The sequence below is a fragment of the Noviherbaspirillum denitrificans genome (genome assembly GCF_002211445.1).
Classification (GTDB): Bacteria; Pseudomonadota; Gammaproteobacteria; order Burkholderiales; family Burkholderiaceae_D; genus Noviherbaspirillum; species Noviherbaspirillum denitrificans.
The window spans coordinates 3,773,171-3,793,934 of sequence record NZ_LSTO01000001.1; the positions used below are offsets into that span (position 1 = coordinate 3,773,171).

Here is a 20,764-nt window from a genome sequence, read left to right on the forward strand (position 1 = left end):
TGTCCAGCGCAAAACCATTCTCCAGGGTGAACAGGGCGGACAGGCCGCCGCCGAGGTCTTCGATCCCCTTGAAGCCAATGCGCGAGGCATTCTGGATGCCGCTCGTGACCTTGGTGACGGAGCCGGCTGCGCCGCCGCTCTGGTGTTCCACGCCGCCGTCGATGAGACCGTAGATCGTGACATTGGATTGTGCTGCCGCCGTGCCGGCGAACGCAGCCAGCATCGCAAATGCGAGAGGCAATTTTTTCATTGAAGTGAATCCCTGAAGGAAAGCTGATGCGGAATAAAAGGAAGCCGGGGCGCACGGCGGGAAAGTCATGCCGGCAGCCAGGCGACTTTCCATTAAGCATCATTTGTGCCATTTCCATATGGCGGGAGAGAGGCTGTTATCGCTAGATTTTTTCCCAAGATCAGGATGGGAAAATCTTGATTATGGGAAATATTTATGTCGGACAACATATAGATCAACTGTTGCGCGTGAAAATCTCGTGTTTCTCCTCGGCATGCATGTTGCTAGAACATACCTGTCTGTACAGACAATCTCCGTGGACAAAGTGCCAATGCCTCCGGCAGTGCGGCGTCGCACGTGTCCCCGGCTTTTTGCAATCGCTGGATCGCGAGGGGGAGTGTGTTCCTGCCCCCGATCCATGAAAAGGACGTTCAGATGAGTAATCAAGACCTGCCCCGCCGCAAGTTCATCGCCACCGGGCTTGCGCTCGGCGCCTCGGTGCTTGCCAGCGCCGAGACCCTGGCCCAGACCGCGCCCGCCGCACCGCAACCGGCGCCGGCTGCCGGCCCCGGCCGCCTGACCATGCATGCGATCGATGTCTGGAACGGCCTGCCCGCATCCGGTATCCGTGTCGACTTGTCCCGGCTGGAAGGCGATTCATATCGCCTGGTGCAATCCTTCAATGCCAACAAGGGCGGACGTAGCGACAAGCCGCTGTTCGAAGGCGAAGACTTCAAGCGCGGCAGTTACGAAATCCTGCTGCATGTCGAGGAGCACTATGCGAAGCTCGGCGCGCAGATGCCGAACCCGTCCTTCCTCACCAGCGTACCGATCCGTTTCTCCATCGCCGATCCCGGCCAGCGCTATCACATTGCGATCCTGCTCACGCCCTGGAGCTATTCCTACTACCGCGGCAGCTGACACCTTCGCAACCTACTTTCGCATTCAAGATCCAGGAGTTAAAGATGGCTGGCATTACAACGCACGTACTCAATACGGCAACGGGCACGCCCGGCGCAGGCATGCGCATTGATTTTTCGGTATGGGAAGACGGCAAGTACAAGCTCGTCAAGTCGGTGGTCACCAACGCCGACGGCCGCACCGACCAGATGATCCTCAAGCCCGATGAAACGAAGGTGGGCAAGTATGAACTGGTGTTCCACGTGCGCGAATACTTCGCGCGCCTGGGCACGCCCATGCCCGACCTCGCCTTCATCGACACGGTCCCCGTGCGCTTCGCAGTCTTCGACACGGCGCAGCACTACCATGTGCCGATGCTGGCGACGCCGTGGAGCTGCACCACCTATCGCGGCAGCTGAACCCGCCCTCAGGCACCGCACAGGAACAAGCAGCACGACTTGTTCCTGTGCGTTGCCCTTTGGGCCGTCCAATTGCGGCGGCCTGCGCTTCAATACCTCGCGAGATTCCCATGCTTTCCACCATTCGCAGCCGCATCCTCGTCATTACAACGGTCATCATCGTCTGCGCGCTCGCCATTACCGGCAGTGCGATCTACCTCATCGTCAGCGCCAGCGGCAAGGCGACGATCAGGCAGGATCTCGACTCCATCGCTACCGGCCATTCCATGGCGATCGACGAGTGGGTGGCGGCGAAGCAGGCGGCGGTCGCGGCAGCCGTTGCAACGGCACGTACCGGCGACCCGCTCGCGGCGATGGGACAATTGCAGAAGTCGGGGGGATTCAAGGTCGCCACGCTCGGGCTGGACGACAAATCGGTGTTCGGTTCGCCGCCGCCCCCGGCAGGCTTCGATGCCACCAGCCGCCCCTGGTACAAGGAAACCATGCAGGCTGGCAAGCCGCTGGTCACCAAACCCTATGAGGACTTCCAGACGAAACAGCCGATGGTGTCCTTCGCCAGCCCGGCCGGACGCGAGGGCGGTCCCAATGGCGTGGTGTCGGCGGCGATTTCGCTGGAAGGCGTGCGCCAGGTCGTGACCTCGATCCGCCCCACGCCGGCCAGCATCGGCTTCGTGGTCGACGTGCACGGCACCGTCGTCGCACACCCGGATGCGCAGTTCAGCCGCAAACCGGTGTCGGACCTTGCGGCGGAGCTCAAGCCCGAGACAGCCGCCAACCTGGCAAAAACCGATGAACTGGTCGAAATCAGCCTCGGCGGCGCAAGCAAGTTCGTGCGCGCCAAGCCGATTCGCGGCACCGACTGGTTCCTGCTGGTGGCGCTCGACAAGGACGAAGCCACGGTCGGCATGCGCAGCGTGCTCAAGACGACCGTCGTGGCCATCCTGCTGGTGGCTGTCGTGGCTGCCTTGCTGATCGGCGCCGCGGTCAACAAGGTCCTGCACCGCTTGTCCGAAGTGCGCAATGCAATGAACGACATCAGCTCTGGCAGCGGCGATCTCACCAAGCGCCTGCCCGAGGACGGCCGTGACGAACTGTCTGAAATCGCGGGCGCCTTCAACGTCTTTGTTGAAAAGGTGAACGGCATCATGCAGCAGATCCGGGACGGCAGCGTCGCGATCCAGACCTCGACGGCCGAGATCTCGCGCGGCAACGCCGACCTCTCCTCGCGCACCGAGTCGCAGGCCAGCTCACTGGAACAGACCGCGGCCTCGATGGAAGAACTGACCTCGACCGTGAAGGAAAACGCCGCCAATGCGCGCCACGCCAATGACCTGGTCGGCGCCGCATCGGGCCTCGCGGCCAAGGGCGGCGAGGTGGTCGGCGAAGTCGTGGAGACGATGAGCTCGATCAGGGAAAGCTCGAACAGGATTTTCGAGATCATCGGCGTCATCGACGGCATTGCCTTCCAGACCAACATCCTCGCGCTGAACGCCGCGGTCGAAGCGGCGCGCGCAGGCGAGCAGGGACGCGGCTTCGCCGTGGTGGCCAGCGAAGTGCGCAGCCTGGCGCAGCGCTCCGCCAATGCGGCCAAGGAAATCAAGGAACTGATCAACGACTCCGTCGCCAAGGTGGAAGCGGGCAGCCAGCTGGTCGGGACCGCCGGTTCGACCATGAGCGAGATCGTGGATTCGGTCCAGCGCGTGGCGACGATCATGACCGAGATCACCAATGCCAGCGCGGAACAGAGCGGCGGCATCGAGGAAACCAACCGCGCCATCACGCATATGGATGAGATGACGCAGCAGAACGCGGCGCTGGTCGAACAGGCTGCTGCGGCGGCGGAAAGCCTGGAGGAACAGGCCAATGGCCTCGCCGCGGCAGTTGCGCAGTTCAAGCTAAGCCAGGGAATGGCGGCGCCGGCCGTGTTTGCTCAAACGCGCATCGCGGGCAATTCGAACATGCGGATGATCGCGTAACTCAATCGACTTGCACCGTGCGGTAGCGGTTCGCCTGCTGGCCGCTGACCATCGACGCGCGGTTACCCCAGCTGTTGCGCACGAAGGACACCACGGCCGCCACCTCGTCGTCGCTGAGCACGTTGCCGAAGGGCGGCATGCCGTAAGGGCGCGGGTTGCCCTGCGTGCTGGGCGGATAGCCGCCATGCATGACGGCACGGATCGTATTGACAGGCGCGTCGAGCATCACTGCATGATTGCCTGCCAGCGGCGGGATATGCGGCGGCTCGCCGCTGCCTTCGGCCTTGTGGCAATCGGCGCAATGCTTTTCATAGAGTGCGGCGCCCAGCTTCAGGATGCGTTGGCTTTCGGCATCGAGGGGCGGTGCGTCGCGTGCCGGCACATCCGCCTTCGGCAGGGATTTCAGGTACACCGCCATCGCGCGCAGGTCGGCATCCTCAAGATGCTGCGTGCTTTCGCGCACGACTTCCGACATCGGTCCCGATACCACTCCGCGTGCCGATATGCCCGTTTTCATCAGGTCCACCAGCTGCTGCACATCCCAGTTGCCGAGGCCGGCTTCGCGCTCGCCGGTGAGCGAGGCTGCGTGCCAGTCCAGCATCGGGATCATCGCGCCGCCGAGTTCACGCCCGTTGCTGGTCGCGCCCAGCGCATTGCGCGGCGTGTGGCAGGCACTGCAGTGGCCGAGGCCCTGCACCAGGTAGGCGCCGCGGTTCCATTCCCCATTCTGCTGCGGCTGTTCCGCATAAACGCCGGGACGGAAGTACAGCGCCCGCCACACCACCAGCAAGGCGCGCTGGTTGAACGGGAAGCGCAGCTCCGGCTCCCTGTTCTGCTGCCGCACCGGCTGCAGCGACATGAAATAGGCATGCAGCGCGTCGGCATCGGCGCGCGTGACCCTGGTGTAGTTCGGATACGGAAACGCCGGGTACAGCAGCTTGCCATCCCTGCCCTTGCCGTTGTGGAGCGCATTCCAGAAATCGTCGGCGCTCCAGCGGCCGATGCCGGTTTCCTTGTCCGGCGTGATGTTGGGCGCGTGGATGGTGCCAAAAGGCGTGCGGATGGCGCGGCCGCCGGCAAACAAGATGCCGCCGCGTGCCGTATGGCAGGCCTGGCAGTCGCCGGCGCGGGCGAGGTAGGCGCCGCGTGCGACGAGGTCGCCGTCACCAGGACTGGCGGGAACCTTGTCCTCGCGCAGGCCAAGCCAGGCGGTCAGCGCCAGCAGCGCGGCCAGCACGATGACGGCGAGCAGTCCGGCCTTCCTCATTGCGGCATGCTCCCGCAGGCAAGCGGCAGTTTCGCGGGGAGGGAAGAAGCGGGCTTGGCATCCGGCGGCACCGGCTGCGCGGCCAGCCAGGAAGACACCGCATTGATGTCTTCCAGCGAAAGGCGGCTGGTAACTTCGCCCATGCAATCCGGCGCGGCGGCACGCCGTGCGCCTTCGCGCCACGCGCCGAACTGGCCGAGCAGGTAATCGCGCGGCAAGCCGAGCAGGCCGGGCAGCGCGGGAACGACACCAGTTAGTTTCTCGCCGTGGCAGGCAACGCAGGCGGGGATCTTGCGCGACGGATCGCCGTGCAGCACCAGCGCCTTGCCGTGATCGAGCACAGCGGGTGTTGCGGCGGCCGGTTGCGGCGGCGGATAGGGCAGGTCCTGGGCGGCGAAGTAGTCCGCCATCTCCTTCAGGTAATCGTCGGACAGGTGCTGCACCAGGTAGGTCATCAGCGGGTACTGCACGCGCCGGCCATCGCGGAAATTGCGCATCTGGTTGTGCAGGTAACCGGCCGGCTTGCCGGCGATGCGCGGGTAGTAGCCGTCGTTGGTGGCGCGCCCTTCCTTGCCGTGGCAGGTCATGCAGGGCGCCACGCGCCTGGCGATGCCGGTATCGGCGGTGGCTGCGCCGGCCAGCAGGCACGCGGCCAGCGCGATTGCCCAGGACCGGAATTCAGAAAACATTTGTCTTTCTGTCATCCGCCCATTGTAACGGCTCGGCGATACGCGCGCCGCTACCGCTTGTTCCGGAAAAAATACCAATTGTCAGAAGGAAATTGCGCTAATTCCCCCCGCGTATATGCTACAGGCATATTGCCCATGCGCAATTTTTTCGACGGACAGCCAAATGAACGCAGCCATGCAAAACCCGAAACACCGTCGCGGATTCACGCTGATCGAGCTGATGATCTCGATGGTCATCGTCACGATCCTGGCGGCGGTTGCCCTGCCGAGTTACCGGAACTACGTGAAACGCGGCAAGCGCGCGGCGGCCCAGGCGCAGATGATGGATATCGCCAACCGCCAGCAGCAGTATTTCCTGGACAAGCGCAGCTATGCCACGAAGGATGAACTGCAGTCCGCCGGTTATTCGCTGCCGAGCGAGGTGTCGGCTTACTATAGCTACGACATCGCGGTGCCCTCGTCCGGTACGCCCGCCTACACCATCACATTTACGCCGACCGGTTCGCAGGCCAGCGACGGCGCGCTCACCCTCAACAATGCCGGGGTGAAGACGCCTGCCGACAAGTGGAAGTAGCCATGTTCCCCGCCTTCCATCCGGCGCAGCGCGGCACCTCGATGATCGAGGTGCTGGTCACCATCGTCATCCTCACCTTCGGCCTGCTCGGCCTGGTCGGCATGCAGTCGCGGCTGCAGTTGTCGCAGATGGATGCCTACCAGCGCGCGCAGGCGCTCGTGCTGCTGGACGACATGGCCAGCCGGATGGCAAGCAACCGGGAAACCAGCACCATTCCGAACTACGTCACCGACACGACGCCGCTCGGCACCGGCCACTCGTGCAGCATCAGTTCGGGCTCGACCCGGCAGCAACGCGATTCCTGCGAGTGGAGCAATGCCCTCCAGGGTGCGGCCGAAACCTCGGGCAGCAGCCGTATCGGGGCCATGGCCGGCGCCCGCGGCTGCATCGAGCGGGTCATCGGCACCAACAACTACCGCGTCATCGTCGCCTGGCAAGGAATGGGGCCGACGGTCGCGCCGGCCAACGACTGCGGTTCCGGCGAATACAAGGACACGCAGGGCAGCACCGACGAACGCTACCGCCGCACGATCTCGACCATCGTCAGCATCGGCACGCTCACGGGGAATTAACGATGCGCACCCACGAACTCCGCCGCATGGCAGGCACCGACAGGCGACAGGCCGGCTTCACGCTGGTCGAACTGATGGTGGCGATCACGGTCAGCCTGATGATGATGGTTGCGCTGGTTGCGCTGCTGGTCAACGTCAACCGCAACAACAACGAACTGGAGAAGGTCAACACCCAGATCGAGAACGGCCGCTTCGCGCTCCAGCTGCTGCGCGACGATGTCATGCAGGCCGGATTCTGGGGCCCCTATACGCCCGCCATCGAGGACCGCTCCGCCACCGCCGCGCCGGCCGCCGGCGTGATCCCGGCCGCCGTGCCGGATCCTTGCAAGGCTCCGTCCACCTGGGACGCAGCCGACCGCATCGCCCTGACCGGCATTGCCATCCAGGCCAGCCCGTCGGCGCCCGGCAGCTGCGGCTCCGTTGTCGCGAGCAAGAAGGACAACACCGACGTGCTGGTCATCCGCCGCGCGGAGAGCTGCGTTCCCGGGGAAGCCAATTGTGACGCGTTCACGAACGGGAAGATGTACTTCCAGGCCGCCATGTGCCCGACCGAGGGCGCTGGTTCGAGCTTCGTCCTCGATTCCATCGTCGCCAACCTCAACCGGCAGTCGGGCGCGTGCAGCGGCGCGCTTGCACCGATGCGCACCTTCGTCTCCCACATGTACTGGGTCCGCACCTTCGCCAACAGCACCGGCGACGGCATCCCGACCCTGGTGCGTTCCGAATTCGGACTGTCAGGCGGCAGCCTGGCCCATCAGACGGCGGTGCCGCTGATTGAAGGCATCGAGGGATTCAATGTCGAGTTCGGCATCGACAACACGGTTACCCGGTGCAACCTCAATACGGCCGTCAACTACACGCAGGCGCCGATCATGGTCGACCCCACCACGTGCGCGGCGAGTTCGACCGCAGCAAGCAACACGCTGCCAAACAACCGGGGCGATGGCATCCCGGACGGGAATTTCATCCGTTGCACGACAGCCTCGCCCTGTACCGCGGCACAACTTACGGATGCCGTCGCCGTCAAGCTGTATGTGCTTGCGCGCGCCAAGGACAGGACCTCGGGCTACACGGATACCAAGACCTACAACCTCGGCAGTGTGACCCTGGGCCCGTTCAACGACGGCTACAAGCGCCACGTCTTCTCGACCACCGTCCGCATGGTGAACGTCGCCGGCAGGAGGGAAACACCATGAAACCCAGACAGCAGGGTGCTACCCTGGTCGTCGGCCTGATCATGCTGGCGCTGATCACGCTGACGGTGACCACGGCGCTGACGCTCAGCTCCACCAACCTGAAATCCGTCGGCAACATGCAGGTGCGGAACGAGGCCATTGCCGCGGCGAACAATGCGATCGAACAAGTCATCAGCGGACCGTTCGCGGTCACGCCCGCCAGTTCGCAAATCCAGATCGACATCGACAACGACAACACGGTCGATTACATCGTCAACGTGAGCGTGCCGACCTGCCTGTACAACATCTCGGAAACGACGAGCAACGGCACCGGCTTCTACACCGATGTCGAAACACCCGGCTTCGAAGCGGCGCCGCCCACCTTCAACACCTTGTGGGATATCACGGCCGTCGTCAGTGACGCCAGGAGCAATACCACCATCGTCACGGTGCACCAGGGTGTGCGGCGTTCGCAGTTGCCGCAATTGCAGACCAGCGCATCCTGCCCCGGCCCGACGACCTGACATCGCGTCCGGACATCGATCGATATTGACAGAACCGCCGCAACACCTCGCACCTGGGAGTCGAACATGAGCAAGAACCTCTACAAAATCGCCGCAGCAACCGCCTTGCTGGGTTTCCACATGAGCGTTCCGGCTGAGGACATTGACCTGTTCGTCGGCGCCAGCACCAGTGCCAGTGAAGTGCCCAACGTGCTCTTCATCGTGGATAACACCGCGAACTGGAACACGGCGTTTACCAACGAAATTGCCGCGCTGGCCAATACGCTGGCAGGCCTGCCAGTCAACAAATTCCGCGTCGGCATGATGTTCGCCGTGGAAACCGGCGGCGTGAACAACAATGTCGACGGCGGCTATGTGCGCGCGGCGATGCGCCTGATGGACAGTGACAACAAGACGAAGTACCAGGCACTGGTCAACAGCCTGGACAAGCTCAAGGACAAAGGCAACGGCGGCACCGCCAGCCTCGTGATGGCCGAGGCGTACCGCTATTTTTCCGGCGGCGCACCCAACGGCGGCAATGGCAAGGGCAAGACTGACTACACCGGCAATACCCTGTCCGATGCGAGCGGCGGTACGGCAGCGTCGCGCGCCGTCTGGGCACTGACCGGCAACGCATTGAGTTCGAAGGATGCAACGAGCTACATTTCGCCGGTCACGTCCGGGTGCCAGAAAAATTACATCATCTACATCAGCAACGGCCCATCCAACGACAATTCTTCCATACTGACAAAATCAGCATCCATGCTGAGCGCCGCCGGCGGCAGCACCACCCAGATCCCGATTTCACCTGCCGGTTCACAGTCCAACGTCAGCGACGAATGGGCGCGTTTCATGAAGCAGAGCCCCTATGGCGTGGTCACCTACACGATCGACGTCAATCCGGGAACGACCGGACAGGGGCCGGGATGGACGGCACTCCTCAAGAGCATGTCCACGGTCAGCGGCGGTACCTATGCCGCCGTCAGCACGGCCAGCGGCAGCACGGCGCTGCAGGACGCCATGAACAAGGCGCTGTCCGAAATCCAGTCCGTCAACAGCGTGTTCGCCGCCGTCAGCTTGCCGGTCAGCGTGAACACCCAGGGCACTTACCTGAACCAGGTCTTCGTCGGCATGTTTCGTCCCGATGCCAGCGACCGCCCGCGCTGGGCCGGCAACCTGAAACAGTACAAGATGGGTTTCTCCGGCGACGCACTGCGCCTGCTGGATGCCGACAGCAACACGGCCATCAATAGCCAGACCGGCTTTATCGCGGAATGCGCGCGGAGTTACTGGACGCCTGACAAAGGCAGCGACAGCTACTGGTCCTTCCAGCCGCAGGGCAAGTGCATCCCGCCCGGCAGCGCGACCGACCTGTACATGAATTCCAATTCCCCGGACGGGAACATCGTCGAAAAGGGCGCGCAGGCCTACAAGCAACGCCAGGCGGCGGCGACGCGCACGGTGAAGACCTGCTCGACCAGTTTCTCCGCCTGCACGTCGATGACCAACTTCGACACCGCCAATGCGGCGATCACCCAGGCCGCACTCGGTGCAGCCAGTTCGAGCGAGCGCGACGCGCTGATCAACTGGGCGCGCGGCACCGACCTGAACGACGAAGACATTGACGGCGACGTGGCCGAGAAGCGTCCGTCCCTGCATGGCGACGTGGTGCACTCGCGCCCGGTCGCGATCAACTACGGCTCCGACGCTTCGCCCCAGGTCGTGGTGTTCTACGGCGGAAACGACGGCATCCTGCGCGCGGTCAACGGCAACCGGACGGCCGCCATCGGCAGCGTCGAGGCAGGCCGGGAACTCTGGTCCTTCGTTGCGCCGGAGTCCTATGCCAACTTCAAGCGCATCAGGGATAACACGGTCGCGATCAGCACGCCGACCGTTGCCGGCAGTCCGAAACCCTATGGATTCGACGGCGCCATCACCGCCTACCAGAGCGGCGCCAATACCTGGCTGTACGCGACCATGCGTCGCGGCGGACGCGCGATGTATGCGTTCAATGTCTCGGACCCGGCCAATCCCATCCTGAAGTGGAAGATCGGCTGTCCGTCGCCGACCGGCAGCGCCGGCTGCACGACCAACTTCGAACGCATGGGCCAGACCTGGTCGTCGGCCAAGGTCATGAAGGCCGCCGGTTACGGCTCCGGCAATGCGCCCATCCTCATCATGGGTGGCGGCTATGACCCCTGCGAAGACAGCGATCCGAATTCCTGCGCGTCCCCGTCGATGGGCAACAGGATCTATGTGCTGGATGCCGACACCGGCGCCTGGCTAGCCTCGCTCAACACGGACCGCGCCGTGACGGGAGACGTCACGATCGTCCGCAACAGGACCACGGGCCTGGCGACCTACGCCTACGCCACCGACCTCGGCGGCAACGTCTATCGCATCACCATCGGCAATGCCGCGCCCGCGGGCTGGACGATCACCAAGATCGCCTCGCTCGGCTGCGACTCGCCGGCGACATGCGCCAACAATCGCAAGTTCATGTTCGGCCCCAATGTGGTTGAAGAGGATAACGGTGTCTACGTCGTGATGGCGGGTTCGGGCGACCGGGAAAAGCCGCTCCTCAGCTATGCGTCGGCAGCCGCCACGCAGAACTACTTCTTCATGATCAAGGACAAGCCCTCGGATGCCGCCTGGCTGACCTCCGAGTCGGCGAACTGTACCGGCACCGCGGTCATGTGCAAGAACTCGCTGCTCGCCATTCCGGCTTCCAGCAACCCGTCCACAGCCGACCTGGCCGGCAAGAAGGGCTGGTACCTGCCGCTCGCACCGACCGAACAGGTGGTGACCTCGGCGATCACGCTGATCGGCGTGGTCACCTTCAGCACGCACAAGCCGGCCGTGTCCGCCCCGGGTTCCTGCAGCGCCAATCTCGGCCAGGCAAACGTGTACAACATCCGCTACACGGACGCATCGCCGGTGGACGGCACGACCCGCTCGCAGCGCATTGCCGGCGACGGCCTGCCGCCTTCCCCGGTCGGCGGCAAGGTGACGCTGGACGACGGCCGCACGGTCCCCTTCATCATCGGCTCAAAGGCCAGCTCGCCGCTCGAAGCGAACGAACCGTCCCTGGACACGCCGTCGACCTCGACACAGACCAAGAACAGGGTGTACTGGTACATCCAGCATTAACAAGTGGAAACCGACATGCGACAGCATTGGCAGACAGCGGGAAGCGCAAGCGTGAAGCCGGGTGAACGAGGCTTCACGCTGGTCGAGCTGATGGTCACGCTCGCAATCATGGCAATCCTGCTGGGCATCGCCGTCCCCAGCTTCAACGATGCCATCCTCGGCACCAAGCTGAGCACCTATGCCAACAGCCTGGTGGCGAGCGCCAACGTCGCGCGTAGCGAAGCGATCAAGCGCAACACGGCGGTGACGATGTGCGTATCGAGCAATGGCACCAGTTGCGGCTCCGGCAACTGGGAGCAGGGATGGATCGTGCTTGCGGGGACGGATGTGATCCTCCGCCAGGATGCAGCGGGAACGGGGTACAAGCTGACGGGAACGGCGAGCAGCTTGACGTTCCAGGCGACCGGCGTCGGCGCGACCGTGGCCACCATTACCGTGTGCCGCGCGACCCCTTCAGTCGGGAAACAGGAGCGCGTGGTCAGCATCAGCGCAACCGGGCGCGCATCCACCACCACGACCACCAGCGGCACCTGCGCATGAGGCCGGCCCTGCAACGCAGGGCATCGGCCGTCGCGAATCAGCGGGCCAGGCGGCCCGGCAGGACGTCACGCAACACCGCGTCGGCATCGCGCAGCATCTTTTCCGTCGTGTCCCAGCCGACGCAGCCGTCGGTGACCGAGCAGCCGTAGACCAGCTTCGACAGGTCTTCCGGAATCGACTGCTTGCCGCCGACGATATTCGATTCGATCATCACGCCGACCAGCGACTTGTTGCCGGAGCGAATCTGGTTCACCACGTCCGCCATTACCAGTGGCTGCAGGTCGGGATTCTTGAAGCTGTTCGCGTGCGAGCAGTCGACCACGATGCTGGCCGGCAGCTTCGCCTTCTGCAGCGCCTGCTCGGCCATCGCCACCGACACGGTGTCGTAGTTCGGGCGGCCATCGCCGCCGCGCAGCACGACGTGGCCGTAGCGGTTGCCGCTGGTGCGCACGATGGATACCTTGCCCTGGCCGCTGATGCCGAGGAAGGAATGCGGATGCGAGGCCGACAGGATGGCGTTGATCGCGATGCCGATGTCGCCGTCGGTGCCGTTCTTGAACCCGACCGGCGTGGACAAGCCGGACGACATTTCGCGGTGCGTCTGCGACTCGGTGGTGCGGGCGCCGATCGCCGTCCATGCGATCAGGTCGCCAAGGTATTGCGGCGAGATCGGGTCGAGCGCTTCGGTCGCGGTGGGCAGGCCGAGCTCGCACACGTCGAGCAGGAACTTGCGCGCATTGGCCATGCCGCGCTCGATGTGGAAGGAATCGTCCATGTCCGGATCGTTGATGTAACCCTTCCAGCCGGTCGTGGTGCGCGGCTTCTCGAAGTACACGCGCATGACCAGCAGCATCGTGTCCTTCACCTCTTCCTGCAGCTTCTTGAGGCGGCGCGCATAGTCGAGCCCTGCCACCGGGTCATGGATCGAGCACGGCCCCACCACCACGAACAGGCGCGGATCCTTGCGGTCGAGGATGTTGCGCAGCGCCTCGCGGCCCTGCATCACCGCATTGCCCGCGGCGTCGGTCAGCGGCAGCTGGGCGTGCAGCGACTCCGGCGTGGGCATGGTTTCGAAGGATGTGACGTTGACGTTCTCGATATGGAAGGTGGTCATGGCGGGTTCGGCGCGCGATGGAAAAGCGGCTAGTTTACCGCTTGTCCCCCGCGCGGGTGCTGGCAGCCGTCAAAACCGCTATGCTTGGATTCCAGTCGTCTTTCCGGCAAGTCATGTCCACCCACGTTTTCACCTACGGTTCCCTGATGTTTCCCGCAGTCTGGCAGCGCGTCGTGCGCGGCGATTACCGCAGCGCGCCGGCCCGCCTCGACGGGCATGCGCGCTTTGCGATCGCCGGAGAAACCTATCCCGGCATGGTCGCCCGACCCGGCGCAAGCGTGGACGGCGTACTGTACTTCGATGTGTCGCCAGCCGACTTGGCCGCGCTCGACGCCTTTGAAGGCGCCGAATACCGGCGCGACACCGTCCGCGTCACATTGTCCACGGGGGAAACGATCGACGCCGGCACCTACATCTACCTGTTGCCGGAAAAGTTGTCAGGATCGCCATGGCTGCCCGAAGCCTTCCAGATGCAGCGCTTTATCGGCTCTTATTGCCGCGAGAAACTGGGAGAGTAGGAAAGAGCCGGCCCTGGAGCCGGTATAATGCAACCCATCCTCAAATTCACTGAAAACGGCCACGGCCGTTATCTTTTTCTCCATGCTCGCTTCACAAAAACAACAGATCGCCGACCTGTTCCAGGCCGCCCTTGCGCCCATCGTCGCCGGCACCGAATTGCAACCCAACGTGGCGCTGGAGCGCCCGCGCGATCCTTCGCACGGCGACATCGCCTGCAACATCGCGATGCAGCTGGCCAAGCCGCTGAAGAAGAACCCGCGCGAACTGGCGCAGGCCCTCGTCGACTACCTGCTCGCCAACAAGGGCGACCTGATCGAAACCGCCGAAATCGCCGGCCCCGGCTTCATCAACCTGCGCGTGGCCGCCGCCGCCAAGCAGTCCGTCGTGCGCGCGATCCTGAAGGAGGGCGCGGCATTCGGCAAAGGCACTGCCGGCGCCGGCAAGAAGGTGATGGTCGAGTTCGTGTCCGCCAACCCGACCGGTCCGCTGCACGTCGGCCACGGCCGCCAGGGCGCGCTCGGTGATGCGCTGTCCTCGTTGCTGGAAGCGCAGGGCTACGCCGTCACCCGCGAGTTCTACTACAACGATGCCGGCGTCCAGATCGGCAACCTCGCGCTGTCCGTGCAGGCGCGCGCCAAGGGCTTCAAGCCGGGCGACGCCGAGTGGCCGGAAGCCGCGTACAACGGCGACTACATCGCCGACATCGCCACTGACTTCCTCGCGAAGAACACCGTATCCGCCAGCGATGGCGCGCCGGTGACCGCCAGCGGCGACCCCGACGATATCGAATCGATCCGCAAGTTCGCGGTGACCTACCTGCGCCGCGAGCAGGATCTCGACCTGCAGGCCTTCGGCGTCAAGTTCGACAACTACTACCTCGAATCCTCGCTGTACACCGACGGCAAGGTGGAGTCCGCCGTGCAGGCGCTGGTCCAGGCCGGCAAGACCTACGAGCAGGACGGCGCGCTGTGGCTGCGCACCACCGAATACGGTGACGACAAGGACCGCGTGATGAAGAAGTCCGACGGCACCTACACCTACTTTGTGCCGGACGTGGCTTACCACATCACCAAGTGGCAGCGCGGCTACGGCAAGGTCATCAACGTGCAGGGCAGCGACCACCACGGCACCATCGCGCGCGTGCGCGCCGGCCTGCAGGCCGTCGGCCTTGGCATTCCGCAGGGCTATCCCGACTATGTGCTGCACAAGATGGTCACCGTGATGAAGAACGGCGAGGAAGTGAAGATTTCCAAGCGCGCCGGTTCCTACGTGACCGTGCGCGACCTGATCGAATGGTCGGCGGGCGATGCCACCAATGAAGCCGGCGAGCGCGACCTCACGCGCGGCCGCGACGCGGTGCGCTTCTTCCTGATCTCGCGCAAGGCCGATACCGAATTCACCTTCGACGTCGACCTCGCACTGTCGCAGTCCGACGAGAACCCGGTGTACTACGTGCAGTACGCGCATGCGCGCATCTGCTCGGTGCTGGCGCAGTGGGGCGGTGACGAAAACACAATCGACGCCGGCGACCTGTCGCCGCTCACCTCGCCGCGCGAAGCGGCACTGTTGCAGAAGCTTGCCGAGTATCCGGAGATGCTGCAAAAAGCCCTCGACGAACTCGGCCCGCATCAGGTAGCGTTCTACCTGCGCGACCTGGCGGGTGAGCTGCACAGCTACTACAACGCCGAGCGCGTCCTGGTCGATGATGTGTCCACGAAAATGGCGCGTCTGGCGTTGTTGATAGCAACGCGCCAGGTTCTGCGAAATGGCCTGGCATTGATCGGCGTATCCGCGCCGGCCAGGATGTAACGAGATGTAATCCGGGGAAGTATGCAAAAGTACAGACAGCAGGGCGGCACGATTCTGGGCCTCATCATCGGCCTGATCATCGGCCTCGGCATCGCACTCGGCGTGGCGATGACCATCAACAAGACGCCGATGCCCTTCACCGACAAGTCGGGCAAGGTGAAGGCCGGCGATCCGACGCCGAGCCAGGCCGCCGACCCGAACCGTCCGCTGTACGGCAACAAGGCTGCGAAAGAAGCGAAGGAAGCCGTCAGGGAACAGGCGCCGCCGGAGAACACCGCTGCGCCGCAGCCGGACAAGAAACCCGAAATCGTGAAGGTCGATCCGAAGACCGAAGCGAAGGCGGAAGGCAAGCTGCCGGTGATCGACCTGACGTCGACGGCGAAGAAGCCGGAAACGGAAGCGAAGGCTGAGAGCGCCGACGACAAGTGGAGCTACTTCCTGCAGGCCGGCGCCTTCCGCGAACCTGCCGATGCCGAAGGCATGCGCGCCAAGCTGGCGCTGATGGGCGTGGAAGCCAAGGTCTCCGAGCGCCAGGCGGAAACCGGCGTGCTGTACCGGGTGCGCGTCGGCCCCTTCAACCAGATGGAAGCAATGAACAAGGTCCGCGGCAAGCTGTCTGACAACGGCGTGGATGCCGCGGTGGTGCGTACCGCCAAATAGTCATTTACTACGAGCAAAGGAAGCATATGCGTTTTCTTCAGCGATTTCTTGCAGTACTGAGCATCAGTTTCATCGCCTTCGGCGCCAATGCCGCGCCGAACAACCCGCAGAACGGCGTCGAGTACCGTACCCTCGACAAGCCGCAGCAGACCGAACCCGGCAAGAAGGTCGAGGTCATCGAATTCTTCTGGTACTCCTGCCCGCATTGCTTTGCGCTGGAGCATGAGCTGGTTGCGTGGGTGAAGAAGCAGGGTGACAACATCGTCTTCAAGCGCGTGCCGGTCGCCTTCCGCGATTCCATGGTGCCACAGCAGAAGCTGTTCTACACGCTGGAAGCGATGGGCAAGTTCGACGAGCTGCACCAGAAGATGTTCAACACCATCCACGTCGAGAAGCGCCGCACCGATACCGACGCCGAGATCCTCGATTTCGTCACGAAGAATGGTATCGACAAGCAGAAGTTCCTCGAGGTGTACAACTCCTTCGGCGTGCAGAGCAAGGCCAAGCGCGCGGTGCAGCTGATGCAGGCCTTCCAGGTCGATGGCGTGCCGATGCTCGCGGTCGATGGCCGTTACGTGACCTCGCCCAGCATCCTCGGCAACAGCCTCGGCAACCGTCCGGAGCCGGTGCTGCACCAGGCAACCTTCCAGGTGATGGACTGGCTGGTGAACAAGGCCAAGCAGGGCAAGTAAGCCGGCTGCGTATTACACTGAAGTCCGCCTCTCGCAAGAGGGCGGACTTTTTTATTGCCTGAGCACCAGGAAAAGAATGAAACGTGTCTTCATCACCGGCGCTTCGAGCGGCCTCGGCGCCGCGCTCGCGCAACGCTATGCGCAACAGGGCACCGTCCTCGGCCTGCTGGCGAGGCGTCGCGACCTGCTGGAGCAGCTCGTGCAGTCGCTGCCCAATCCGGAACTGCACCGCATCTATGCGGCGGATGTCACCGACCATGCCGCACTCACCTCGGCCGCGCAGGATTTTATCCGCGCGCACAATGGCGCCGACGTCGTGATCGCCAATGCCGGTATCTCGGCCGGCACGCTGACCGAGTATTCGGAAGACCTTGCCGTCTTCGAGCGCATCCTCGCCACCAACGTCACGGCGACCGTTGCCACCTTCGCGCCATTCATCGCGTCCATGAAGCAGCAGGCGGGCGGACGACTGGTTGGGATCGGGAGCGTGGCGGGCATCCGCGGCCTGCCCGGCGCGGAAGCCTACAGCGCATCGAAGGCGGCCGTGATCAGCTATTGCGAATCGCTGCGCATCGAACTCAAGCCGGCAGGCATCCGTGTCGTAACGATTGCGCCCGGCTACATCGACACGCCAATGACTAAGCACAACCCGTATCCGATGCCCTTCCTGATGGCGCCGGAGGCGTTCGCGGAAAAGGCGGTGGCGGCGATTGACGCCGGCACCAGCTATTGCGTGATCCCGTGGCAGATGGGCGTGGTAGCGAAGCTCCTGCGGCTGCTGCCGAACTGGTTGTACGACTTGGCATTCTCGAAGGCGCCGCACAAGCCGCGCCACGCAAAGACATGACGTACATCGACGCCATGGGCCATGAGCATCGCCCCATCGAGGCGATGCAGGCGCGCATCGTCTCCCTCGTGCCATCGATCACCGAACTCTTGTGCGACCTCGGCCTCGCGTCCTCGCTGGTCGGGCGCACCGGATTCTGCATTCATCCGGCGGAGGTGGTGCGCACCATACCCAAGGTCGGCGGCACCAAGGACGTCAACCTCGACAAGATCCGCAAGCTTGCGCCGACCCACTTGATCGTCAACATCGACGAGAACGAAAAGCCGACTGTCGATGCGCTTGCGGAATTCGTCCCCAACGTGATCGTCACGCATCCGCTCGCGCCGCGCGACAACCTCGCGCTCTACCGCATGCTAGGCGGCATCTTCTGCGTGGAGGAGAGAGCGGAGACATTGTGCGATGCCTTCGAGCGGGAATACGCGCTGCTGCAGGCGACGCCGCGCGGACCGGCGCAAGTCATGCTGTACTGCATCTGGCAGGATCCGTGGATGACGATTTCGCGCGATACCTATATCGCGCGGATGATGGAAGAAATCGGCTGGCGCTGCTGGGAGCCGCCGGGGACGGCCGGTATGCGCTATCCGGTATTCAAATGGTCGGATGAGGTTGTGCATTCCATCGACGGCGTGCTGCTTTCAAGTGAGCCCTATCGCTTTACGGAAACACATGTGGATGCATTGGAAAAGCAGGTCGGAAAGCCGGTACGCCTGCTCGATGGTGAAATGATGTCCTGGTACGGAAGCCGCGCGATTACAGGATTGCGTTATGCGCGCGGGTTGATTACTTCTGGCGGTTGATCCGCAGCAGCATGCGAATGAATTCCCGGGCAATGGCTTGGTGATGGGCGTCAAGACGTTGCAAATCGGCGACCAGCTTCACATCCGCTGACTCGAACCGGGCATGCGCGCTGATGCCGTCGCTGCCATTTGCATATCCATCGGCACCGCCAAAGCGCAGCCATTCCGCCGGCACCCCGAGCCACTGCGCAAGGGTGCGCAGCTTTTCCTGGGTCGGAATGGCTTCTCCGACCAGCCACTTTCTTGCCGCGTGGACTGTAATCGGACGTCCTTCAAAGCGGATGTTGAATTCCCGGGCCAGCTGTGTGGGGCTGTCCGGGGAATATTCGGCATTCCGCAGCGCCTGTTGCAAGCGCTCACTAAAGCTTTCTCGTTCGATAGATGGATTCATGACCGCGCACTATTCCATGCCGGAGCTTGACAGTCAGTCAATGCGCCGAAGGAACCGGTTGTGACCTAGTGTGTTAAGCGAATGTAACACACAACGACAAGCCCAAATCGGCTTTTTACCCGCGCCGGCAAAGGGTTTGCGCGATAGATCAATAGAAAGTGCGATTATTGCAACACGACAAAAGCGGTTGCAAAGTGACAACGGCAGACAAAGTAATTTGTGGTCAAAATGCTGCCGCGCACTCAGGCCAAAACGAAGCGGATGATCCCATCGTTGCCCGTGTCGCGGCGGAGCACGCCGTCGAACCAGAGCTTGTGCAAATGCGCGAGCGCCTCGCCCATCGCGAAGGTGAGCTGGTGGGCATCCAGCGGGCGGCGGAACATGATTGGCACGATGTCGGCGGCGGATTGCGGCGTCGCGCAGGCGGCTTCCACTTCCGCCAGCCGGTCGCGGTGGTGGTCGCGCAACTGCCCGATCCGCGTGTGCAGCCCGCGGAAAGGCTTGCCGTGGGACGGCAGGACCAGCGTGTCGTCCGGCAGCCCGGCGTACTTGCCGAGCGAATCGAGGTAGAGCTGGACCGGATTGGCTTCCGGTTCGACCGCGAAAACCGAGACGTTGGTGGAAATGCGCGGCAGCACCATGTCGCCGGAAATCAGGATACGCAGCTCGTCACAGTACAGCGACACATGTTCCGGCGCGTGGCCGAATCCCGTGATTACTTGCCAGCCGCGCTGGCCAATCTGCATCACCTGGCCGTCCTGCAGCCGGCGGTAGGCGGCCGGCACCGAAGGCACCAGCGTCGGGTAATAGCTTTTGCGGCCCTGGAGCTTTTCCAGCATCGCCTCATCGGACAGGCCGTGGCGCTGGAAATGCGGCAGCATCGCAGTGCCATCGACGCCGGGCAGCGAGCCCGACATCATGCGGGCGAAGCCGTATTCGCCGGTGCTCATCCACAAGGTCGCATTCCACCGGCTGCACAACCAGTCCGCCAGGCCGACGTGGTCCGGGTGGCAGTGGGTCGCCACTACCCGCATCACCGGCAGGCCGTCCAGTTCATTGGCGAACACCTTTTCCCAGGCCTCGCGCGTCGCGTCGGTGGCGATGCCGCAGTCGACGACCGTCCAGCCCTCGCCATCACGCAGCAGCCACAGGTTGATGTGGTCGAGCGCAAACGGCAGGCCCATGCGCAGCCAGTAGACGCCGGGCGCGATTTCCTGGCGCATGCCGGGAGCGGGAAGGGTGTCGCCGAAGGCGTAGCTGAGCTGGGATTCGAGATGGTTCATGCAGGAAATTTCCGGAATTCAATGTGTGGCGGCGCATGTTCACATTTCACGGAAGCGCGTCTACAATGCGCTTTACGTTAACGTAAACTGCAAGCGATAACAGCGATTCTAAGTCCAATCCGATTTTGCTGCTGACGACACAGATGCCGACCTACACGATCACCGAACTCGCGCGCGAATTCGACATTACGCCGCGAGCCATCCGCTTTTATGAAGACCAGGGTCTGCTGACGCCCAAGCGCGAAGGCGCCGGCGGCCGTACCCGCGTCTACAGCGCCCGCGAGCGCACGCGCCTGAAGCTCACGCTGCGCGGCAAGCGTCTCGGCCTGAGCCTGCAGGAAATCAAGGCGCTGGTGAACATGTACGAGTCGCCGAAGGACACCACCGCGCAACTCAAGCACTTCCTGAGCGTGCTCGCGCAGCACCGCGAAACCCTGGAGCGCCAGCGCGAAGACCTGGAAGTGACCCTCAACGAAATTGCCGCGCACGAGGAAGAGTGCCTGCGCCTGCTGCAGGACAACAAATCCGGTAAGACGGTTGCAGCAAAGAAATCCTCGGCGCGCAAGCTGAAAGACGCCGCCTGAGCGGCGGGAATATCGTAGTTTCACCGTATCTGCTTTACGTTTACGTAAACGTAAATTGGAAGTATGATCCTTCA

General features: G+C 63.3%; 22 protein-coding genes. 16 read left to right on the forward strand and 6 right to left on the reverse strand.

Translation table 11 applies throughout. The features are described 5' to 3' along the window. On the reverse strand, positions 1 to 250 hold a 250-nt coding region (locus AYR66_RS28480; protein ID WP_141104271.1), incomplete at its 3' end, for a porin. 414 nt (positions 251 to 664) lie between these two features. Between AYR66_RS28480 and uraH (AYR66_RS18305) the strand changes: the two genes are divergently transcribed. The 3 genes from uraH (AYR66_RS18305) to AYR66_RS18315 all read left to right on the forward strand — a co-directional run bounded on the left by uraH (AYR66_RS18305) (position 665) and on the right by AYR66_RS18315 (position 3,524). Next, positions 665 to 1,150: a hydroxyisourate hydrolase gene (gene uraH, locus AYR66_RS18305; RefSeq protein WP_088708699.1), complete on the forward strand. Its 486-nt coding sequence runs from the start codon at positions 665 to 667 to the stop codon at positions 1,148 to 1,150. Positions 1,151 to 1,194: 44 nt separating this feature from the next. Continuing rightward, the gene (gene uraH / locus AYR66_RS18310) at positions 1,195 to 1,548 is read left to right on the forward strand and encodes a hydroxyisourate hydrolase (protein WP_088708700.1); all 354 of its coding nucleotides are present in this window, start codon (positions 1,195 to 1,197) and stop codon (positions 1,546 to 1,548) included. Between the two features lie 110 nt (positions 1,549 to 1,658). Further along, a complete protein-coding gene (locus tag AYR66_RS18315) occupies positions 1,659 to 3,524 on the forward strand; it encodes a methyl-accepting chemotaxis protein (protein ID WP_088708701.1) in 1,866 nt (621 codons plus the stop codon). 1 nt (position 3,525) lies between these two features. Here AYR66_RS18315 and AYR66_RS18320 read toward each other — a convergent pair whose 3' ends face one another. Further along, positions 3,526 to 4,791, reverse strand: coding sequence for a cytochrome c (locus AYR66_RS18320; protein ID WP_088708702.1), 1,266 nt, complete (start codon positions 4,789 to 4,791; stop codon positions 3,526 to 3,528). Next, entirely contained in the window at positions 4,788 to 5,480 is a 693-nt protein-coding gene (locus AYR66_RS18325; RefSeq protein ID WP_420093110.1) for a c-type cytochrome, read from the reverse strand. Before AYR66_RS18325 ends, AYR66_RS18320 begins: the two co-directional genes overlap by 4 nt. Before the next feature lie 175 nt (positions 5,481 to 5,655). Between AYR66_RS18325 and AYR66_RS18330 the strand changes: the two genes are divergently transcribed. The 6 genes from AYR66_RS18330 to AYR66_RS18355 all read left to right on the forward strand — a co-directional run bounded on the left by AYR66_RS18330 (position 5,656) and on the right by AYR66_RS18355 (position 11,994). After that, positions 5,656 to 6,054: a type IV pilin protein gene (locus AYR66_RS18330; protein WP_088709905.1), complete on the forward strand. Its 399-nt coding sequence runs from the start codon at positions 5,656 to 5,658 to the stop codon at positions 6,052 to 6,054. Between the two features lie 2 nt (positions 6,055 to 6,056). Continuing rightward, the gene (pilV, locus tag AYR66_RS18335) at positions 6,057 to 6,626 is read left to right on the forward strand and encodes a type IV pilus modification protein PilV (protein WP_206047217.1); all 570 of its coding nucleotides are present in this window, start codon (positions 6,057 to 6,059) and stop codon (positions 6,624 to 6,626) included. 2 nt (positions 6,627 to 6,628) lie between these two features. Further along, a complete protein-coding gene (locus tag AYR66_RS18340) occupies positions 6,629 to 7,822 on the forward strand; it encodes a PilW family protein (RefSeq protein WP_088709907.1) in 1,194 nt (397 codons plus the stop codon). Further along, positions 7,819 to 8,325 (forward strand): PilX N-terminal domain-containing pilus assembly protein, encoded by a 507-nt coding sequence (locus AYR66_RS18345; protein WP_088708703.1) that lies wholly within the window; start codon positions 7,819 to 7,821, stop codon positions 8,323 to 8,325. Before AYR66_RS18340 ends, AYR66_RS18345 begins: the two co-directional genes overlap by 4 nt. Positions 8,326 to 8,391: 66 nt before the next feature. Continuing rightward, on the forward strand, positions 8,392 to 11,454 hold the full coding sequence (locus AYR66_RS18350; RefSeq protein WP_088708704.1) for a pilus assembly protein: 3,063 nt from the start codon (positions 8,392 to 8,394) through the stop codon (positions 11,452 to 11,454). 15 nt (positions 11,455 to 11,469) lie between these two features. After that, positions 11,470 to 11,994, forward strand: a complete 525-nt coding sequence (locus AYR66_RS18355) for a GspH/FimT family pseudopilin (protein ID WP_088708705.1) — start codon at positions 11,470 to 11,472, stop codon at positions 11,992 to 11,994. Positions 11,995 to 12,031: 37 nt separating this feature from the next. Here AYR66_RS18355 and AYR66_RS18360 read toward each other — a convergent pair whose 3' ends face one another. Continuing rightward, complete coding sequence (locus AYR66_RS18360) at positions 12,032 to 13,108, reverse strand: 3-deoxy-7-phosphoheptulonate synthase (RefSeq protein WP_088708706.1); 1,077 nt, start codon at positions 13,106 to 13,108, stop codon at positions 12,032 to 12,034. Positions 13,109 to 13,221: 113 nt separating this feature from the next. On the opposite strand from AYR66_RS18360, the gene AYR66_RS18365 reads away from it, so the two are divergent. The 6 genes from AYR66_RS18365 (at position 13,222) to AYR66_RS18390 (ending at position 18,432) form a co-directional block, all read left to right on the forward strand. Next, on the forward strand, positions 13,222 to 13,626 hold the full coding sequence (locus AYR66_RS18365) for a gamma-glutamylcyclotransferase family protein (protein ID WP_088709908.1): 405 nt from the start codon (positions 13,222 to 13,224) through the stop codon (positions 13,624 to 13,626). A gap of 82 nt (positions 13,627 to 13,708) precedes the next feature. Continuing rightward, a complete protein-coding gene (argS, locus tag AYR66_RS18370; RefSeq protein ID WP_088708707.1) occupies positions 13,709 to 15,436 on the forward strand; it encodes an arginine--tRNA ligase in 1,728 nt (575 codons plus the stop codon). A gap of 21 nt (positions 15,437 to 15,457) precedes the next feature. Then, positions 15,458 to 16,096, forward strand: coding sequence for an SPOR domain-containing protein (locus tag AYR66_RS18375; RefSeq protein WP_088708708.1), 639 nt, complete (start codon positions 15,458 to 15,460; stop codon positions 16,094 to 16,096). Between the two features lie 26 nt (positions 16,097 to 16,122). Next, the gene (locus AYR66_RS18380; RefSeq protein ID WP_088708709.1) at positions 16,123 to 16,788 is read left to right on the forward strand and encodes a thiol:disulfide interchange protein DsbA/DsbL; all 666 of its coding nucleotides are present in this window, start codon (positions 16,123 to 16,125) and stop codon (positions 16,786 to 16,788) included. Between the two features lie 76 nt (positions 16,789 to 16,864). Further along, positions 16,865 to 17,635 (forward strand): SDR family oxidoreductase, encoded by a 771-nt coding sequence (locus AYR66_RS18385; protein ID WP_088708710.1) that lies wholly within the window; start codon positions 16,865 to 16,867, stop codon positions 17,633 to 17,635. Continuing rightward, positions 17,632 to 18,432 (forward strand): helical backbone metal receptor, encoded by an 801-nt coding sequence (locus AYR66_RS18390; protein ID WP_088708711.1) that lies wholly within the window; start codon positions 17,632 to 17,634, stop codon positions 18,430 to 18,432. Before AYR66_RS18385 ends, AYR66_RS18390 begins: the two co-directional genes overlap by 4 nt. Here the strand turns inward: AYR66_RS18390 and AYR66_RS18395 are convergent. Both AYR66_RS18395 and AYR66_RS18400 read right to left on the reverse strand, forming a co-directional pair. Further along, on the reverse strand, positions 18,416 to 18,784 hold the full coding sequence (locus AYR66_RS18395) for a hypothetical protein (RefSeq protein WP_234814934.1): 369 nt from the start codon (positions 18,782 to 18,784) through the stop codon (positions 18,416 to 18,418). The two genes, AYR66_RS18390 and AYR66_RS18395, sit on opposite strands and share 17 nt — an antisense overlap. Positions 18,785 to 19,065: 281 nt before the next feature. After that, positions 19,066 to 20,106, reverse strand: a complete 1,041-nt coding sequence (locus AYR66_RS18400) for an MBL fold metallo-hydrolase (protein WP_088708713.1) — start codon at positions 20,104 to 20,106, stop codon at positions 19,066 to 19,068. Positions 20,107 to 20,249: 143 nt separating this feature from the next. Here AYR66_RS18400 and AYR66_RS18405 point away from each other — a divergent pair, with 143 nt between their 5' ends. Further along, on the forward strand, positions 20,250 to 20,690 hold the full coding sequence (locus AYR66_RS18405; RefSeq protein WP_088709909.1) for a MerR family transcriptional regulator: 441 nt from the start codon (positions 20,250 to 20,252) through the stop codon (positions 20,688 to 20,690). The last annotated feature ends 74 nt before the right edge of the window (positions 20,691 to 20,764 follow it).